Source organism: Microbacterium atlanticum (genome assembly GCF_015277815.1).
GTDB lineage: Bacteria > Actinomycetota > Actinomycetes > Actinomycetales > Microbacteriaceae > Microbacterium > Microbacterium atlanticum.
On record NZ_CP063813.1, the window covers coordinates 1778733 to 1796871 of the forward strand.

Here is an 18139-nt window from a genome sequence, read left to right on the forward strand (position 1 = left end):
GCCTTGATCCGAGCCATTCCCAGGAGAGTTTCCGTGACTGACGCTGTGTCCTATCCCGCCGACGGCTTCGCCCTCTTCCCCGATCGCTCTGTTGTCGCCCTGCGCGTCAACGGCGAGCTCAAGGACCTCGCGACGGTGGTGGAGGAGCCGGATGCCGTCGAGCCGGTGACCATCGACAGCCCTGACGGTCTCGCGATCCTGCGTCACTCCACGGCGCACGTCCTCGCGCAGGCCGTCCAGCGCATCAACCCGCAGGCGAACCTCGGCATCGGCCCGCCGGTGACCGACGGCTTCTACTACGACTTCGGGGTGGAGCATCCGTTCACGCCCGACGACATCAAGGCCATCGACAAGGAGATGCAGCGGATCGTCCGCGAGGGCCAGCGCTTCGTGCGCCGGGTCGTGACCGACGACGAGGCCCGGGTGGAGCTGGTGGACGAGCCGTTCAAGCTCGAGCTCATCGGCCTGAAGGGCGGCGCCTCGCGGGGCTCGACGACGGACATCGCGAAGACCGAGGGCGCGTCCGTCGAGGTCGGCACCGGTGAGCTGACGATCTACGACAACGTGGACCGCGACGGCCAGACCGTGTGGAAGGACCTGTGCCGCGGACCGCACCTTCCGAACACCCGGATGATCGGGAACGGCTGGGCGCTCCAGCGCATCGCCGGCGCGTACTGGCGCGGCAGCGAGAAGAATCCGCAGCTGCAGCGCATCTACGGCACCGCGTGGCCCACCAAGGACGAGCTGCGCGCCTACCAGACACGCCTCGAGGAGGCGGCCAAGCGCGACCACCGCAAGCTGGGCAAGGAGCTCGACCTGTTCTCGTTCCCGGACGAGATCGGCTCGGGGCTGTCGGTGTGGCATCCGCGCGGCGGTGTCGTGCGGGGCGAGATGGAGCAGCACGCCCGACGCCGCCACATCGAGGGCGGCTACACCTACGTCTACACCCCGCACATCTCCAAGCAGGACCTCTTCCTGCAGTCCAATCACCTCGTGACCTACAAGGAGGGGATGTTCCCTCCCATCCACCTGGACGAGGAGCGCGACGCGCAGGGCGAGATCATCAAGCACGGCCAGGACTACTACCTCAAGCCGATGAACTGCCCGATGCACATCCTGATCTTCAAGGAGCGTGCCCGCAGCTACCGCGATCTCCCCATGCGGCTCGCCGAGAACGGCACCGTGTATCGCAACGAGCTCTCCGGCGCGCTGCACGGGCTCACGCGCGTGCGAGGGTTCACGCAGGACGACTCGCACCTGTTCGTGACGCCTGAGCAGCTCGAGGAGGAGACGAGCCGCGTGCTCGAGTTCGTGATCTCGATGCTGCGCGACTTCGGTCTGGACGACTTCGAGCTCGAGCTGTCGATGCGCGACGACGAGAAGGACAAGTGGATCGGCTCGGACGAGTTCTGGGACTACTCCACGAACGCGCTGCGCAACGTCGCCGTCGCCAGCGGTCTGAAGCTCACCGAGGTGCCGGGCGAGGCGGCGTTCTACGGCCCGAAGATCGACCTGAAGACGCGCGACGCGATCGGGCGCACGTGGCAGCTTTCCACGGTCCAGGTCGATCCGAACCTGCCCGAGCGGTTCGAGCTCGAGTACACCGATCGCGACGGCCAGAAGAAGCGGCCGATCATGATCCACCGCGCGCTGTTCGGCTCGATCGAGCGGTTCTTCGCGATCCTGCTCGAGCACTACGCCGGCGCGTTCCCGGTGTGGCTGGCCCCCGTGCAGGTGGTGGGCATCCCCGTCGCCGAGGACTTCGCCGACTACCTCGGCGAGGTGGTCGCCCAGCTGAGGAGCGAGGGTGTGCGCGCCGAGCTGGACGTCTCGGATGACCGCATGCAGAAGAAGATCCGCACCCACACCACCCAGAAGGTGCCGCTGCAGCTCATCGCGGGGGCGCAGGACCGGTCGGCCGGTACGGTCTCGTTCCGCTTCCGCGACGGGTCGCAGGAGAACGGCGTGCCGATCGCGGACGCCGTGCGTCGCGTGCGTGAGGCGATCGCGTCCCACGCGCTCGTGAACACCGCGGAGGACTTCTCTTGACCCCCGTCGACGGGACCGGGTCGGGCGTCCCCGGGACGGATGCAGACCCGGCGCTCGTCGACGCGGCGAGGCTCCCCGGGGTGCCCGACCAGTTCCAGCGGCTGTGGACGCCGCACCGGATGGCGTACATCCAGGCAGGTCCCGAGGTGCTCCGCAAGGAGTGCCCGTTCTGCGAGGCCTCGCGCAAGTCCGACGAGGACGGGCTCATCGTGTTCCGCGGACGGACGGCATACGCGCTGCTGAACCTGTTCCCGTACAACTCCGGCCACCTGCTGATCTGCCCGTACCGGCACATCGCGACGTACGACCAGGCGACCGAAGCGGAGGTCGCCGAGATCGGCCTGCTGACCCAGCAGGGTATGCGGGTGCTGCGCCAGGTCTCACGGTGCGACGGCTTCAACATCGGCATGAATCAGGGACATGTGGCGGGAGCGGGGGTGGACGAGCACCTCCACCAGCACATCGTGCCGCGCTGGGGCTCGGACGCCAACTTCTTCCCGATCATCGCCAAGACGAAGGCGCTGCCCCAGCTGCTCGGCGACGTGCGCCGGGTCGTCTTCGACGCCTGGAACGCCTGAGGATCGGATGCCGCTCCGAGGTCAGCGCACGCGGGTGACCTCGAACTGGAGGCGCGGGTCGGCATAGGCCTCCTGCGACTCGACGAGCTGCAGTTCGCGCTCTCCTGAGGCGTGCGTGCGCTCCAGCAGGTCGTAGACGCTCGAGGTCGTGCGAGCCAGCGCATCGGCCGCGTCGCCGGTGCGGCGGTAGTGCGCGGTGAAGAGCGCGGCCGTGACGTCGCCGGAGCCGTTCGCCTTCATCGGGATGTGCGGTGTCTGCACGATCCAGGCCCCGTCGTCGGTGACGGCGAGCATCTCGATGGTGCCGTCGGGGCGCTCCGGGCGGGCGACGCTCGTGACGAGCACCGTGCTCGGCCCCATCGCGCGCGCGGCGTCGGCCGAGGCGAGGGTCGACTCGAGGTCGGTCGGCTCGGTGCCGGTCAGGAAGCCGAGCTCGAACTGGTTGGGGGTGATGATGTCGGCCGCCGGCACCACGCGCTCGCGCAGCAGCACGGGGATGGCGGGCGCGACGAAGCAGCCCGATGCGGCGTTGCCCATCACCGGGTCGCAGGCGTACACGGCGTCGGGGTTGGCCCGCTTGACGCGCGCGACGGCATCGAGGATCACATCGGCGATCCCCTCACCGCCCTGGTACCCCGACAGCACGACGTCGATCTGGGGGAACGCGCCGCGCTCCTCGATGCCGGTGATGACGTCTCGCACGTCGTCGGGGCTGATGAGGGGGCCGCGCCACGCGCCGTACCCGGTGTGGTTGGAGAAGTTCACCGTGTAGACCGGCAGCACCTCGACGCCGATGCGCTGCAGCGGGAAGACGGCGGCGGAGTTGCCGACGTGGCCGTAGGCGACCGCGGACTGGATCGAGAGGATCTTCACCGCTCGATCATGCCACTTCCCGCATCACGAGCCGCCCCCCGGCAGCCCGCACCGCGGCCGCGACGTCCGCGGCGAGGCGGTCGGCATCGGCGTCGTCGAGGTCGTGCACCGTGAGGCGCAGACGATGGGACCCGCGGGCGTCGCCGAGCACGAACTCGTCGCCGGGGCGGGCGAGCCAGCCCCGCCGCATGAGCTGCTCCGACACCGCCCGCGCCGGCACGGGCAGCGGGATCCACAGATTCAGTCCGTCCCCGGCCTGCGCGGGCACGCCCGCCGTCGCCAGCCGCGAGACGAACGCCGCGTTGCGGGTCGCGTAGTGGGCGCCGGCGCGCTCGATCGCCGCCAGGGTGGCGGCATCCGTCACCAGCGCGAGCGTCAGCCGCTGGAGCAGGTGGCTCACCCAGGTGGTGCCGGGGGTGAGGCGCATGGCGAGCCGCTCGGCCGTCTCGGGATCGGATGCCGTCACCGCCAGGCACATGTCCGGCCCGAGGAACTTCGACACCGACCTCACCAGCGCCCACCGCCGATGATCCGCCGCGATGACCGAGTGGAACGGCTGCCGGGACAGCATGGAGAAGTGGTCGTCCTCGATGACCAGCACGTACGGATGATCACGCAGGACCGCGCGCAGCTCCGCCGCGCGCTGCGGGGAGAGGCTCGCGCCCGTGGGGTTCTGCGCGCGCGGGGTGTGGACGACGGCCCGGACGCCCTGGTCCAGCGCCGCTCGCAGTCCCTCCACCGTCATGCCCTCGTCGTCGACCGGCACCGGAACGGCGCGGTAGCCGCCGATGCGGACGGTGTGGATGCTGGTGAGGAAGCAGGGGTCCTCGAGTGCCACCGCGTCGTCGCGGGTGAGCGCCTGCGCAAGCAGCCGCTCGACGGCGTCCGCGGCGCCGCTCGTGATCGTGAGCCGCATCTGTTCGGCGGGAGCGAGCCCCGTCCGCATCCACTCGCGCGCCCAGTCCTCCAAGGCGGGATCGATCACCGGTTCGCCGTAGAGCACGGGACGCCCCGCCATCGCGGCCAGGGCGGCGGACGGATCCGGGATGAGGTCGGGGTCGGGGTTGCCCGTCCCGACGTCGCGCAGCACGCTGCCCGCCGCGAAGCCCTCCTGGGCGACCGGCGCGAGATCGGCCACGCGGGTGCCGCCTCGTCCGCGCGAGACGACGACCCCCGCCTGCGCGAGCTGGCGATAGGCGGCCACCACGGTGTTGCGATTGACGCCCAGCCCGTCGGCGAGCGCGCGGACGGGCGGGAGCGTCTCGCCCGGTCGCAGGTCGCCGCGCTCGATGAGGGAGCGCAGGCTGTCGGCGATCTCCGACGCCGATCTGCCCCGGATGTCGAGCTCCATGCCCGCCTCCTCCGTCATCGTTCCGGCTCCCGTCGAGTCTAGAGCCCAGCACATGCTATCTTTTGGCCTAGGCCAATACCCGGACCAGTCTCACCGTAGCGCGCTCCGCGCCGTATGAAGGGAACCCTCGTGACCACTGCCGACACGGGAACCGACCGCGTCAAGCGCGGACTCGCCGAGATGCTCAAGGGCGGCGTCATCATGGACGTCGTCACGGCGGAGCAGGCCAAGATCGCCGAGGACGCCGGCGCCGTGGCGGTCATGGCCCTGGAGCGCGTGCCGGCCGACATCCGCGCACAGGGGGGCGTCGCGCGCATGAGCGACCCCGACCTCATCGACGACATCATCGCGTCGGTCTCGATCCCGGTGATGGCCAAGGCCCGCATCGGCCACTTCGTCGAGGCGCAGGTGCTCCAGGAGCTCGGCGTCGACTACATCGACGAGTCCGAGGTGCTCTCGCCCGCGGACTACGTGAACCACATCGACAAGTGGAAGTTCACCGTCCCGTTCGTGTGCGGCGCCACCAACCTCGGCGAGGCGCTGCGCCGTATCAACGAGGGCGCGGCCATGATCCGCTCCAAGGGCGAAGCCGGCACCGGCGACGTCTCCGAGGCGACCAAGCACATCCGCAAGATCAGCTCCGAGATCAACGTCCTGCGTTCGATGACCAAGGACGAGCTGTACGTCGCGGCCAAGGAGCTCCAGGCCCCCTACGAGCTCGTCGCCGAGATCGCCGAGACCGGCAAGCTCCCGGTGGTGCTCTTCGTCGCCGGCGGCGTGGCTACACCGGCCGACGCGGCGATGATGATGCAGCTCGGTGCCGACGGCGTGTTCGTCGGCTCGGGCATCTTCAAGTCGGGCAACCCCGCTGAACGGGCGGCGGCGATCGTGAAGGCGACGACCTTCTACGACGACGCCAAGGTGATCGCCGACGTGTCGCGCGGACTCGGCGAGGCGATGGTGGGGATCAACGTCGCCGACCTCGCCGCTCCGCACCGGCTCGCCGAGCGCGGCTGGTGACGACGGCCCGACCGCGCGTCGGCGTCCTCGCGCTGCAGGGGGACGTCCGTGAGCACGTCCGCGTGCTCACGGACCTCGGCGCCGAGGCGTCGACCGTGCGCCGGCCCGATGAGCTCGCCGGCGTGGACGGTCTCGTCCTCCCGGGCGGGGAGTCCAGCGTGATCGACAAGCTCGCGCGAGCCTTCGGGATGCAGGGGCCCGTGCGTGATGCGATCGCCGGCGGCATGCCGGTGTACGGCACCTGCGCCGGCCTGATCCTCCTCGCGGACAGGATCACCGACGGCATCGCCGGCCAGCAGACGTTCGGCGGCCTGGACGTCACGGTTCGCCGGAACGCATTCGGCAGTCAGGTCGACTCGTTCGAGGTGGACCTCGACGTCCCCGTCCTCGAGGGCCCCGACGTGCACGCGGTGTTCATCCGCGCGCCGCTGGTCGAGGAGGCCGGCGAGGGGGTGGAGCGCCTGGCCGCACTGGCCGACGGCCGGATCGTGGCCGTCCGGCAGGGAGCCCTCCTCGGCACCTCGTTCCACCCGGAGGTGACCGGAGAGCATCGCTTCCACGCGCTGTTCCTCGACATGGTCCGGGATCGGGCCCGCTGACCGTCGGATGCCGCACCGCGAGGTACATTCGCACCCATGACGATCGACCCCTGGTGGCGCGAGCACCCGGAAGAGCGCTACTGGATGATCGCCCCCTCCCGCGGCGTCGTCGGCGACGCCCTGTCGGCCCCGAAGGCGCGAGTGGGCCGTCGGTTCGAGTGGTCGCACGAGCTCGTCGCATTCACCGAGCCCGGTGACACGCTCTTCGTGTGGGACCGCACCGGGCCCGCTCCGGGCATCGCCGCGTGGGGGCGGGTGCTCGGTCCCCTCGGCGAGGAGACCCGGGCCCGCCGGGGCGCGGAGCTGCGCCACTGGCGCATGCCCATCAGCGACACCCTCCGCCTGGCGTCGCCCATCACCCTCGCTCAGCTCCGTCGTGTCGGAGCCGAGATCGTCGCGGTCCGCGATCGCGTCGAGCAGGTGACCCCGGGACCGGTGTACTTCCCGTTCATCGGGTCGGCGCAGACGCTCGCGCCCGCTCCGGCCTACTTGACGAAGATGCCGCGGGACCTCGTGGCGCTGCTGTCGTCGCGGTTCGGGTTCGAGTTCGCCCTCTGACACCCCGAGCGCCGAGCCGGAGTCGGCGCAGCCACCGCAGCGGCGCCCGCGACGGCGAAGCGCCGGCGCGCGGGGAATACAATTGTCCGTCAGGCGGGCGCCGCGCCGCACGGCGCAGGCTGGTGCGAACCGCCGACCAGCGTGATTCAGGAGGACCATGTCCGGGCATTCCAAGTGGGCGACGACCAAGCACAAGAAGGCGGTCATCGACGCGCGCCGTGCGAAGTCGTGGGCCAAGCTCATCAAGAACATCGAGGTCGCCGCGAAGCTGGGCGGGCCCGACCTCGCGGGCAACCCGACGCTGTTCGACGCCGTGCTGAAGGCGAAGAAGACGTCGGTCCCGAAGGACAACATCGACCGCGCCATCAAGCGCGGCGCCGGCATCGGCGGCGAATCGGTCGAGTACTCGTCGATCATGTACGAGGGCTACGGACCGTCGGGCGTCGCCCTGATGATCGAGTGCCTCACCGACAACAAGAACCGCGCCGCCGCCGAGGTGCGCACCGCCCTCAGCCGCAACGGCGGAACGCTGGCCGACCCCGGGAGCGTGGCCTACAACTTCACGCGGAAGGGCGTCATCGTCGTCGGCGGCGAGACGACGAGCGAGGACGACGTCATGATGGCCGTGCTGGAGGCGGGCGCGGAAGAGGTCGAGCCGCACGCGCAGGGCTTCGAGGTCATCACCGAGGCGTCCGACCTCGTGACGGTCCGCACCGCGCTGCAGGAGGCGGGCATCGACTACGAGTCCGCCGACGTCGAGTTCGTCCCCAATCTCAAGGTCGAGGTCGACGCCGACACGGCGCGCAAGGTGTTCCGCCTCATCGACGCCCTCGAGGACAGCGACGACGTGCAGAACGTCTACAGCAATTTCGACCTGACGCCCGAGGTCCAGGCCGAGCTCGAGGACGACGAGGACTGACGAGCGATCACGGATGCCTCTCCCAGCGCGCCTGGGGGAGGCATCCGTCGTCCTCGCCTAGCGTGGGGGAGTGCCATCCTCCCGCGGCCCTCTGCGCGTGCTCGGAATCGATCCGGGCCTCACCCGCTGCGGCGTGGGCGTGGTCGACGTGCTGCCCGACCGGTCTGCGAGCCTCGTGCATGTCGGCGTGGTGCGCTCCGATCCCAACGCGCCGATCGAGGAGAGGCTGGCGCTGATCGCGACGGGCCTGCGGACGGTGCTGGACGCGCACGCCCCCGACGTCGTCGCGGTCGAGCGCGTCTTCGCGCAGCACAATCGCCAGACGGTCATGGGCACCGCACAGGCGAGTGGCATCGCGCTCCTCGTCGCGGGCGAACGGGGTCTTCCCGCGGCGACCCACACGCCGTCGGAGGTCAAGGCCGCCATCACCGGCTACGGCAACGCCGACAAGCGGCAGGTGCAGACCATGGTGGCGCGCGTGCTGCGACTGGAGGAGCTGCCCAAACCCGCCGACGCCGCCGACGCCCTGGCGCTGGCGCTGTGCCATGCGTGGCGCGGCGCCCCCGCGGGGAGCGGGTCCTCCGGCCCACTGACGCCGGCGCAGCGCGCGTGGGCCGATGCCGAGCGGCTCGCGCGGCGATGACGCCGACGCCGGCGCGCGTGTCGCTCGAACAAACGTCCGAACCGCGCCGTAGGCTCGGAGCATGATCTCCTCAGTTCGCGGCACCGCCGTGCACGTCGATGCGGATGCGGTCGTCGTCGAGGTCGGGGGAGTCGGGCTGCACGTCGCCGTCACCCCGCAGGTCGCGCGCATGACACACGTCGGCGACGCCATCACCCTTCACACCAGCCTCATCGTCCGCGAGGATGCCCTGTCGCTCTTCGGGTTCCAGTCCCGTGAGGAGCTCGGCGTCTTCGCCCTGCTGCTCGGGGTCACCGGCGTCGGGCCCAAGTCGGCCCTGGGCGTGCTGTCGACCCTGTCCGTCCCACAGATCGCGGACGCCGTCGCCGCCGACGATGATGCACCGTTCCGGCGCGTGTCGGGGATCGGCCCGAAGACCGCGAAGCTCATCGTGGTGCAGCTGGCCGGGAAGATCGCGGTGTCGCGGCCCGGGGGTCCCACCGCAGGGGCCGGCACGCTGCCGGCTGCGATCCCGGCGCAGGTGGTGCAGGCGCTCGTGGGCCTCGGCTGGTCGGAGCGGGTGGCGGCAGAAGCCGTCGACACGGTCGCCGCCGACGCGACCGACCGCGATCGCTCGTCTGTGCCCGCGCTGCTGCGCCTGACGCTGTCGAGCCTCGGCCCGGCACGGAAGGAGCCGGTCGGTGGCTGAGGTGCGCGAGACCAGTCAGCACGTCGACGAGGCCGAGCTCGCGATCGAAGGCGCGCTTCGCCCCGGTTCGCTCGCCGAGTTCGTCGGGCAGCAGAAGGTCCGCGGCCAGATGCAGCTGCTGCTGGACGCGGCCCGCATCCAGCAGCGACCCGCCGACCACATCCTGCTCTCCGGACCCCCTGGGCTCGGCAAGACGACGCTGGCCATGATCGTCGCGCACGAGAGCGAGCGACCGCTGCGACTGTCCAGCGGTCCCGCGATCCAGCACGCCGGCGATCTCGCGGCGCTGCTGTCGAGCCTGACGCCCGGTGAGGTGCTCTTCATCGACGAGGTGCATCGCATGGCGCGCTCAGCGGAGGAGATGCTGTACCTCGCGATGGAGGACTTCCGCATCGACATCATGGTCGGCAAGGGCGCCGGCGCGACGAGCATCCCCCTGGACCTGGCCCCGTTCACGCTGGTCGGCGCCACGACGCGGTCGGGCCTGCTGCCCAATCCCCTTCGCGACCGCTTCGGCTTCACCGCGCACCTGGAGTACTACGAGCCCGAAGAGCTCGAGCGCGTCATCGAACGGTCGGCCGCGATGCTGGGCGTCTCGCTGCCGCCCGCCGCGCGCGCCGAGATCGCGCGCCGCTCACGGGGGACGCCGCGCATCGCCAACCGTCTGCTCCGCCGGGTGCGCGACTACCTCGTCGTGCACGGCAACCGCCGGGGCGCCGACATCGCCACCGTGGACGCGGCGCTGGACCTCTACGACGTCGACGCCATCGGGCTGGACCGCCTCGACCGCGCCGTCCTGGACGCGCTCGTGCGGCGCTTCCGCGGCGGGCCGGTGGGGCTCGGCACCCTCTCGGTCGCCGTGGGCGAGGAGCCCGACACGATCGAGTCCGTCGTCGAGCCGTACCTGGTTCGGATCGGGTTCATGGGCCGCACCCCCCGCGGGCGCATCGCGATGCCGGAGGCCTACGCCCACCTCGGCGTGCCGCTCCTCGACTCGGCGCTGCGACTCGATGACCTATAATCGCTGGAGGCTTTCGCCGAACCCCTCCTGCAAGGCAGTGCCGCCGTCGGCGCACGCCTGAACCGAAAGGTGCTCTCGCCTCCATGGATCTCGCTTCGTTCCTGAGCAATTACGGCCTCATCATCCTGCTGGCCGGACTCCTCGTCTTCATGTTCTGGAGCTCGCGCCGGCGGATGCAGAAGCAGAAGCTCGAGCAGGAGGAGAAGGCCCGTCAGACCGTCCCCGGCGCAGAGGTGCTGCTGCAGGGAGGCCTGTACGGCACGATCGTCTCCTACGACGCCGACAACCTCGACCAGCCGGCCATCGTGGAGCTGGCGCCCGGCGTGCAGATCAAGGTTCACAGCCAGGCGATCCTGCGCATCGTGAACCCCACCGTCGGCGCCGTCTCCGAGGACGAGTACCTCGCCGCCGAAGAGAGCCACGCCGAGTACGCCGAGGGCGTCGCGAACGGTGACATCAGCTCGATCAGCGACGACCAGGCCGCCGCCGGCAACACCAAGGCCGACCCCGACACCGAGTCCGGCACCAAGTCGCAGGGCTGACGCCCCTCCTCCGCCCGTTCGGGCATCCAAGAAAGCAGACACGTGGCGACATCCACTCCCGTCCGGCATGCGTGGCGCGCGCTGACCGGCCTCCTCGCCATCACGGCCCTCCTGTTCGGAATCAACGCCCTCGGCGTGTACGTGTTCGGACAGAGCTCGTGGACCCCCGCCCTGGCGCTGGACCTGCAGGGCGGCACGCAGATCGTCCTCGAGGCCCAGACCGAGGACGGGGCCGACCCGTCGGCCGAGCAGATGGAGCAGGCGGTCACGATCATCCGCCAGCGCGTCGACGCCTCGGGCGTCGGCGAGGCCGAGGTGACGACGCAGGCGGGCAACCAGATCGTCGTGCAGATCCCCGGTCAGGCCGACGAGGAGACGCGCAACCGGATCGAGGCCTCCGCGCAGCTGCAGCTGCGCGCGGTGCTGTTCGCGGGCGACCCCGCCACCGAGTTCGTCGGCGAGGACGGCAACGCCACGCCGTACCCCACACCCGACCCCTCGCTGCAGGCGACCCCGACGACGTCGCCGACCAACGGCAGCGACACGGCGTGGATCACGCCCGCGCTGCAGGCGGAGTTCCTCGCATACGACTGCTCCGACCCCGCCAACGACCCGGCCTCCGCTCCCGCCGACGAGCCGCTCATCACGTGTGATGCCGACCGGACCGTCAAGTACATCCTCGGGCCGGTCGAGCTGGACGGCTCGTCGATCGACGATGCGACGTTCGGCCTGCAGCAGCAGAACGGACTCTGGGCGGTCAACCTTCAGTTCGACGGCGAGGGCACCGGGACGTTCGGCGAGATCAGCCAGCGCCTGTACGGCGCGGAGCCGCCGCTGAACCAGTTCGCCTTCGTGCTGGACGGCTACGTGCTGTCGGCCCCCTCCATGAACGGCGTGATCACCGACGGCAAGCCGAGCATCACCGGCAGCTTCACGCAGGAGACCGCCAAGGTGCTCGCCGACCAGCTCAAGTACGGCGCGCTGCCGCTGAGCTTCACGGTCGAGAGCTCCAACTCGATCTCGGCGACGCTCGGCTCGCAGCAGCTGCAGATCGGCCTCATCGCCGGTCTCATCGGTCTCGCGCTGGTCGCGCTGTACTCGCTCATCGTGTACCGCGCGCTCGGTTTCATCATCATCGCGTCGCTCGCGGTGATGGCGGTGCTCACCTACATCACGCTGTGCATCCTCGCGTGGCGCATGGGCTTCCGCCTCTCGCTCGCCGGTGTCGCCGGCCTCATCGTGACGATCGGCTTCACGGCCGACTCGTTCATCGTGTACTTCGAGCGCATCCGCGACGAGCTGCGAGACGGCAAGTCGATCACCGCGGCCGTCGAGGACGGCTGGGGTCGCGCGAAGCGCACGATCTACATCTCGAAGTCGATCAACATCCTGGCCGCCGTGGTGCTGTACATCCTCGCGGACTCGACGGTGAAGGGCTTCGCCTTCACCCTCGGTCTCACGACGGCCATCGACGTGCTGATCTTCATCCTGTTCACCCACCCGGTGCTGCAGCTGCTGGCACGCACGCGGTTCTTCGGGTCGGGGCATCCGCTGTCCGGCCTGGACCCGACCGCCCTCGGCGCGGTGTACCGCGGCCGCGCCCAGTTCCGCGAGCCGGTGCCGGCCGCAGGCGCGGCCGGCCGCCGCACCGTGAAGGCGCGCGGGGAAGCGGCACGACGCCAGACCATCGCCGAGCGCAAGCAGGCGGAGCTCGCCGCAGCCGACAGCAGGCCGGGCACGACCGTCAAGGAGGGAGACGACTGATGCGCTCCATGAGCCAGTTCGGCAACGACCTCTACACGGGCAAGACGTCCTTCCCCTTCGTCGGCCGCCGGAACCTGTGGTTCCTCATCGCCGCGCTCCTCGTGCTCGGGTCGGCGCTCGTTCCCCTGTTCCGGCCGATCCAGTTCTCCATCGAGTTCACCGGCGGCTCGCAGTTCACCGTCAACGGAGTGCAGTCGCCGGTCGACCAGTCGCTCGCCACGGACGCGGTGCTCTCGGTGGTTCCCGACGCGACGACGAAGGTCGTCACGATCGGCGAGGACGCGGTGCGCGTCCAGACGGACCAGATGACGGATGCCGAGAGCCGCGAGGTCTCCGACGCCCTGGCCGAGGCCTACGGCGTCCCGGCCAGCGAGGTGAGCTACGCCTTCATCGGCCCGAGCTGGGGCGCCGACGTGACCCGCCAGTCGCTGTGGGGCCTGGCGATCTTCCTCGCGCTGACCTTCATCATCCTGGCGCTGTACTTCCGCACCTGGAAGATGTCGGTGTCGGCGATCATCGGCCTCGTCGATGTGCTGATCATCACCATCGGGATCTACGCCCTCTTCGGGTTCGAGATCTCTCCCGCCGCGGTGATCGGCTTCCTGACGATCCTCTCGTATGCGCTCTATGACACCACTGTCGTGTTCGACAAGATCAGGGAGAACACGAGTGAGGACGGCGAGGTGTCCGGTCGCACGTTCGGCGAGTCGGTCAACCTCGCCGTGAACCAGACGCTCGTGCGCTCGATCAACACCACCGTCGTGGCGATCCTGCCGACCGGCGCGATCCTGTTCATCGGTCTGATCTGGGTCGGCGCGCAGACACTCACCGATCTCTCGCTGTCGATCTTCGTGGGCACGATCGTGGCGGCGTACTCGACCATCTTCGTCGCCGCCCCGCTGTACTCGCTGCTGCGCGAGAACGAGCCGGCGATCAAGGCCCGCGATGCGCGCGTGATCGCGGCGCGCGAGCTGGCCGGCATCCCGGCCTGAGCGCGCGACACGCGGGCGTAGGATTGTGAGGTCCGGCGGAGGGGAGGGTTTCGTATGACCGAGACCGTTCCCCCCGCCCAGTCCTCGTCGCTGCGGCGACTGGTGCCGCGGATCTTCTCCCGGTCGGCTCGGCGCGACGACGTCGAGCAGCTCCTTCGGACGGTCCGCACGCACCACCCGAAGGGCGATCTGTCGATCGTCGAGCGCGCATACTCCGTCGCCGAGGCGGCGCACTCCGGTCAGGCGCGGCAGAGCGGCGAGCCGTACATCACGCACCCGCTCGCCGTGGCGCAGATCCTCGCCGACCTCGGTCTCGGTCCCCGCGCGATCGCCGCCGCCCTTCTCCACGACACGGTCGAGGACACCGAGTACTCCCTCGACATGCTCACCAGCGAGTTCGGCGACGAGGTCGCCATGCTCGTCGACGGGGTCACCAAGCTCGACAAGGTCAAGTACGGCGAGAGCGCCCAGGCCGAGACGGTCCGCAAGATGATCGTCGCGATGTCCCGCGACATCCGCGTCCTGCTCATCAAGCTCGCCGACCGGCTGCACAACGCCCGCACGTGGGGCTTCGTCCCGCCCGAGAAGGCCCGCAAGAAGGCCACCGAGACGCTCGAGATCTACGCACCCCTCGCGCATCGACTCGGCATCCAGGCGATCAAGTCGGAGCTCGAGGACCTGTCGTTCGCGGTGCTGCACCCGAAGCTGTACGCCGAGATCGACAGCCTGGTCAAGCAGCGCACCCCGCAGCGCGAGCAGTACGTGCAGAACGTCATCGCGGCCGTCGACAGCGACCTCCGCGAGCTGCGGATCCGGGGCCGTGTGATGGGCCGGCCGAAGCAGCTGTACTCGGTGTACCAGAAGATGGTCGTGCGCGGTCGCGAGTTCGACGACATCTACGACCTCATCGGCATCCGCGTCCTCGTCGGGAGCGTGCGCGACTGCTACGCCGTCCTCGGGGCGATCCACGCCCGCTGGACGCCGCTGTCCGGCCGCTTCAAGGACTACATCGCGACGCCGAAGTTCAACCTCTACCAGTCGCTGCACACCACGGTCATCGGTCCGGGCGGCCGCACCGTCGAGATCCAGATCCGCACGCACGAGATGCATCAGCAGGCGGAGTACGGCGTCGCGGCGCACTGGAAGTACAAGGAGCAGATGAACGGCGGCAAGACGGACGCCAAGTCCGTCGACACCGACATGGCCTGGCTCGCGCACATCTCGGACTGGCAGGCCGAGACCGCCGACCCGGGGGAGTTCCTCGACTCGCTGCGCTTCGAGATCGGCGCCAAGGAGGTCTACGTCTTCACGCCGAAGGGCCGCGTGATCGGCCTCCCGGCCGGCGCGACCCCGGTCGACTTCGCCTACGCGGTCCACACCGAGGTCGGCCATCGGACCATGGGCGCGAAGGTGAACGGGCGCCTCATGCCGCTGGAGTCGCAGCTGAAGAGCGGCGACGTCGTCGAGGTCTTCACCTCGAAGAATCCCGACGCCGGGCCGAGCCAGGACTGGCTGGGCTTCGTCAAGAGCACGCGTGCGCGCAACAAGATCCGGGGCTGGTTCACCAAGGAGCGCCGCGAGGAGGCGATCGAGCAGGGCAAGGAATCGATCGCGCGTGCGATGCGCCGCCAGAACCTGCCGCTGCAGCGTCTGATGAGCCAGGACTCGTTCGCCGAGGTCGCCCATCAGCTGCGCTACGAGGACGTTTCGGCCCTGTACGCGGCCGTCGGCGAAGGCCACGTCTCGACGCAGTCCGTGATCGAGAAGGTCACTGCGCTCGTCGCGGCCAACGACACCACCACCGGCCCGATCGACCTCCCCGTGGTGGGCCGCGCCCGCGCGCCCCGCGACGGCGACTCCGGCATCCTCGTCCGAGGAGCACCTGACATCCTGGTGAAGCTCGCGAAATGCTGCACCCCGGTGCCCGGCGACGAGGTCGTCGGCTTCGTGACGCGGGGGAGCGGAGTCTCGGTGCACCGCGCGGACTGCACGAACGTCAAGTCGCTGATGGAGGACCCGGAGCGTCTGATCGACGTCGAGTGGGCGCCGACGACCAAGAGCGTCTTCCTGGTGCAGATCCAGGTCGAAGCGCTGGACCGCTCGGGACTCCTCAGCGACGTCACCCGCGTCCTCAGCGAGCACCACGTCAACATCCTGTCGGCGACGGTCTCGACGTCGAACGACCGGCTGGCCCTCAGCCGATTCGTGTTCGAGATGGGAGACATCGTCCATCTCGACCGTGTGCTGAACGCGGTGAGACGCATCGACGCGGTCTACGACGTGTATCGCGTCACGTCCTCCTGAGCCGCCGCGATCCGCTGGAGAACCGCCAGCGCCGCCCGCTTGTAGGGCAGCGAGCCGGCCTGGAGGCGGCCGACGGCGGCGGCGACGAGTCCCGGGACGGCCTCGGCCAGCAGCCGCGCCGCCTCCTCGTGCTGCTCGTCGCCGATCCGGGCGAGGTCGGCCAGCGTACGCTCGGGTGTCGTCACGAAGACGCCTCCGACGCGCTGGAGGTCGTCCGGCGTGACGGCGAGGTCGCGGTACACCAGCCGTCGATCGGTGACCAGGTGGAGCCGCCGCGCCACCGCGCGCTGGACCGTGTGCCGAACGGGCGGCGTCGGGAGGGCGCCGTGGATCCACGCGGCGGTGAGGTGGGTGGCGGCGAGCCTGTCGCCGAGCATCGGACTCAGCGAGCCGGCTCGCAGAGCCGCGGTCTCGATCGCGTCCGCCGGGATGTAGGCCTCGCCGAGCGCCACGAGGTCGCCGTCGAGGCACGCGGCCGTGAGCTCCGCCCGCGACAGGCGGTCATCGGTGAAGTAGAGGAACGGCGATCCCATGAGGGAAGTGTGCCGCAGCTCGCTCTGGCGGCGCGGCGCGCGGTGGCGTCGCTGTGGACAATCGGGCCGGCGTGCGGCGCCGCTGCGGGCGCGGCGGATCAGCCGCCCAGGGCCTTCAGCCAGGAGCGGCGCGCCTCCAGCGCCTCGGTGGCGTCGGCGATGGCACGCTTGTCACCCGACTTCTTCGCGGCCGCCAGCTCGTCCTCGAGCTTCTCGATCGCGTCGGTGAGCTGCCGGGTCATGTCGTTGGCGCGCGCCTTCTGCTCGGGGTCGTTGCGCTTCCAGTCGGCATCCTCGCGGGTGCGCAGCGCGTTCTCGACGCGGCGCAGCTCATCGTCGAGGGAGCGTTCGGTGTCGCGGGGGAAGATCCGCCCGATCTCGTCCCAGCGACGCTGAATGCCCGTGAGGATCGATCGAGCCTTCGCGATGTCGCGCTCGTCGCCGACCGCCTTCGCCTCCTCGAGCAGCCCCCGCTTGAGCTCGATCTTCTCGCGCGACGCCTCGGCATCGGCGGCCTCGCGCTCGATCCGCGCGCCGTAGAGGGCGTCACCGGCGGCCTTGAAGCGCGCCCACAGCGCGTCGTCGACCTTCTTGCCTGCCCTTCCGGCGGTCTTCCACTCATCCAGCAGCTCTCGGTAGGCGGGAATGCCGTCCTCGCCCTTGGACGACAGCGCCTCGGCCTTCTCGACCAGACGGGTCTTGCGGTCGCGGACGCCCTTGTGCGCCTCGTCGAGCTCCGCGTAGAAGGCGCGACGGTGCTTGTCGACCGTCGCACGCGCGTCACGGAACCTCTTCCAGAGCTGCTGCGCGGTGGACTTCGGCAGGCGCGGCCCGCTCTGCTGCTGCGACTGCCACTGCTCGAACAGCGAGTTGAGCTCGGCGGTGGCCTGCTTCCACTGCACCGTCTTGGGGTCGCGCGCGGCCAGGGCCTCGGCCTTCTCGACGAGCTCGGTGCGCGCCCGGACGGCGTCCTCGACGGCCGCTCGGGCGGCGAGAGCCTCGCTCTCCGACTCCGCCGCGAGCGTCTCGGTGAGCGCCGCCACGCGGGCGACCAGGCTCGCGAGATCGCCGACCGCGGCGGCGTGCTCGAGCTTGCCGTTGACGGTGCGCGCGGTGGCCCGCAGATCAGACGCCGAGGCGCCCCCGCGGCGGTGGCGCACCTCCAGGAGCGTCACCTCGCCGGCCAGGTCCGCGTACTTGCGCTCGAAGTAGGCGAGGGCCTCCTCGGCCGAGCCGTCCGGGTACTGCCCCACAACGCGCCATCCGGTCGCCTCGCGGACCGAGACCGTTCCGTCCTCGTCCACGCGACCCCACGGCTCGTCCGAGGACGGCTCGGAGGTGGCCTGCGCCGGCTCGGCGCCCGCGGACCCGGCATCCCCAGCCTCGGCCACCGTGGAGCCCTCGGACTCGTCGGCCGACGTGAGGGAGTCGGGAGGGGTGAGGTCGGTGCCGGCGGGGGCTGCCGCGGCATCCGTCTCCTCGAGACTGCTCTCGCCGGCGTCGGCGGCTTCGGCGGCCGCGGCGGGGTTCTCGTGTTCTCCGCCGGCGATGTCCTCGGCGGCGTCGGTCTCGGGCTGGAAGTCTGCTGCGGCAGTCACGGGATGCACCTCATCGCGGCTCGCGCCGTCTGTAGGGAGTAGGACGGCTAAAGCCTAGTACGGCGGATGCCGGACTCCGATGGTCTCGCCGGCCCCGACCCGGCTCT

At 70.3% G+C, this 18139-nt stretch carries 17 protein-coding genes; 13 read left to right on the top strand and 4 right to left on the bottom strand.

Annotation, left to right across the window (positions count from 1 at the left end; translation table 11 throughout):
- The first annotated feature begins 33 nt into the window (after window positions 1-33).
- On the top strand, window positions 34-2049 hold the full coding sequence (gene thrS, locus IR212_RS07995; protein ID WP_228479541.1) for a threonine--tRNA ligase: 2016 nt from the start codon (window positions 34-36) through the stop codon (window positions 2047-2049).
- On the top strand, window positions 2046-2627 hold the full coding sequence (locus IR212_RS08000) for an HIT family protein (protein ID WP_194398372.1): 582 nt from the start codon (window positions 2046-2048) through the stop codon (window positions 2625-2627). The genes thrS and IR212_RS08000 overlap by 4 nt, the downstream gene beginning before the upstream one ends.
- A 21-nt stretch (window positions 2628-2648) precedes the next feature.
- Here IR212_RS08000 and pdxY read toward each other — a convergent pair whose 3' ends face one another.
- Complete coding sequence (gene pdxY, locus IR212_RS08005; protein ID WP_194398373.1) at window positions 2649-3500, bottom strand: pyridoxal kinase PdxY; 852 nt, start codon at window positions 3498-3500, stop codon at window positions 2649-2651.
- 7 nt (window positions 3501-3507) lie between these two features.
- Entirely contained in the window at window positions 3508-4851 is a 1344-nt protein-coding gene (locus IR212_RS08010) for an aminotransferase class I/II-fold pyridoxal phosphate-dependent enzyme (protein ID WP_194398374.1), read from the bottom strand.
- A 114-nt stretch (window positions 4852-4965) separates the two neighbouring features.
- Between IR212_RS08010 and pdxS the strand changes: the two genes are divergently transcribed.
- From pdxS to IR212_RS08065, 11 genes are all read left to right on the top strand, one after another.
- Window positions 4966-5871, top strand: a complete 906-nt coding sequence (pdxS, locus tag IR212_RS08015) for a pyridoxal 5'-phosphate synthase lyase subunit PdxS (RefSeq protein WP_228479542.1) — start codon at window positions 4966-4968, stop codon at window positions 5869-5871.
- Window positions 5865-6470 (top strand): pyridoxal 5'-phosphate synthase glutaminase subunit PdxT, encoded by a 606-nt coding sequence (gene pdxT, locus IR212_RS08020; protein WP_194398590.1) that lies wholly within the window; start codon window positions 5865-5867, stop codon window positions 6468-6470. Before pdxS ends, pdxT begins: the two co-directional genes overlap by 7 nt.
- A 36-nt stretch (window positions 6471-6506) precedes the next feature.
- The gene (locus IR212_RS08025; protein WP_194398376.1) at window positions 6507-7028 is read left to right on the top strand and encodes a hypothetical protein; all 522 of its coding nucleotides are present in this window, start codon (window positions 6507-6509) and stop codon (window positions 7026-7028) included.
- A 157-nt stretch (window positions 7029-7185) separates the two neighbouring features.
- On the top strand, window positions 7186-7947 hold the full coding sequence (locus IR212_RS08030; RefSeq protein WP_194398377.1) for a YebC/PmpR family DNA-binding transcriptional regulator: 762 nt from the start codon (window positions 7186-7188) through the stop codon (window positions 7945-7947).
- Window positions 7948-8017: 70 nt separating this feature from the next.
- The gene (ruvC, locus tag IR212_RS08035) at window positions 8018-8590 is read left to right on the top strand and encodes a crossover junction endodeoxyribonuclease RuvC (protein ID WP_228479543.1); all 573 of its coding nucleotides are present in this window, start codon (window positions 8018-8020) and stop codon (window positions 8588-8590) included.
- Window positions 8591-8651: 61 nt separating this feature from the next.
- Window positions 8652-9278, top strand: a complete 627-nt coding sequence (ruvA, locus tag IR212_RS08040; RefSeq protein WP_194398378.1) for a Holliday junction branch migration protein RuvA — start codon at window positions 8652-8654, stop codon at window positions 9276-9278.
- Window positions 9271-10299, top strand: a complete 1029-nt coding sequence (ruvB, locus tag IR212_RS08045) for a Holliday junction branch migration DNA helicase RuvB (RefSeq protein ID WP_194398379.1) — start codon at window positions 9271-9273, stop codon at window positions 10297-10299. Before ruvA ends, ruvB begins: the two co-directional genes overlap by 8 nt.
- An 83-nt stretch (window positions 10300-10382) precedes the next feature.
- On the top strand, window positions 10383-10841 hold the full coding sequence (locus IR212_RS08050) for a preprotein translocase subunit YajC (RefSeq protein ID WP_194398380.1): 459 nt from the start codon (window positions 10383-10385) through the stop codon (window positions 10839-10841).
- Between the two features lie 42 nt (window positions 10842-10883).
- Complete coding sequence (gene secD, locus IR212_RS08055) at window positions 10884-12605, top strand: protein translocase subunit SecD (protein WP_194398381.1); 1722 nt, start codon at window positions 10884-10886, stop codon at window positions 12603-12605.
- Window positions 12605-13597 (top strand): protein translocase subunit SecF, encoded by a 993-nt coding sequence (gene secF, locus IR212_RS08060; protein WP_194398382.1) that lies wholly within the window; start codon window positions 12605-12607, stop codon window positions 13595-13597. The genes secD and secF overlap by 1 nt, the downstream gene beginning before the upstream one ends.
- A gap of 54 nt (window positions 13598-13651) precedes the next feature.
- Window positions 13652-15901 carry a RelA/SpoT family protein gene (locus IR212_RS08065; protein WP_194398383.1) on the top strand — a complete coding sequence of 750 codons (2250 nt, stop codon included), beginning with the start codon at window positions 13652-13654 and terminating at the stop codon, window positions 15899-15901.
- Here the strand turns inward: IR212_RS08065 and IR212_RS08070 are convergent.
- Both IR212_RS08070 and IR212_RS08075 read right to left on the bottom strand, forming a co-directional pair.
- Window positions 15871-16434: a type IV toxin-antitoxin system AbiEi family antitoxin gene (locus IR212_RS08070; protein ID WP_194398384.1), complete on the bottom strand. Its 564-nt coding sequence runs from the start codon at window positions 16432-16434 to the stop codon at window positions 15871-15873. The two genes, IR212_RS08065 and IR212_RS08070, sit on opposite strands and share 31 nt — an antisense overlap.
- Before the next feature lie 98 nt (window positions 16435-16532).
- Entirely contained in the window at window positions 16533-18032 is a 1500-nt protein-coding gene (locus tag IR212_RS08075) for a DUF349 domain-containing protein (protein ID WP_228479544.1), read from the bottom strand.
- Between the last annotated feature and the right edge of the window lie 107 nt (window positions 18033-18139).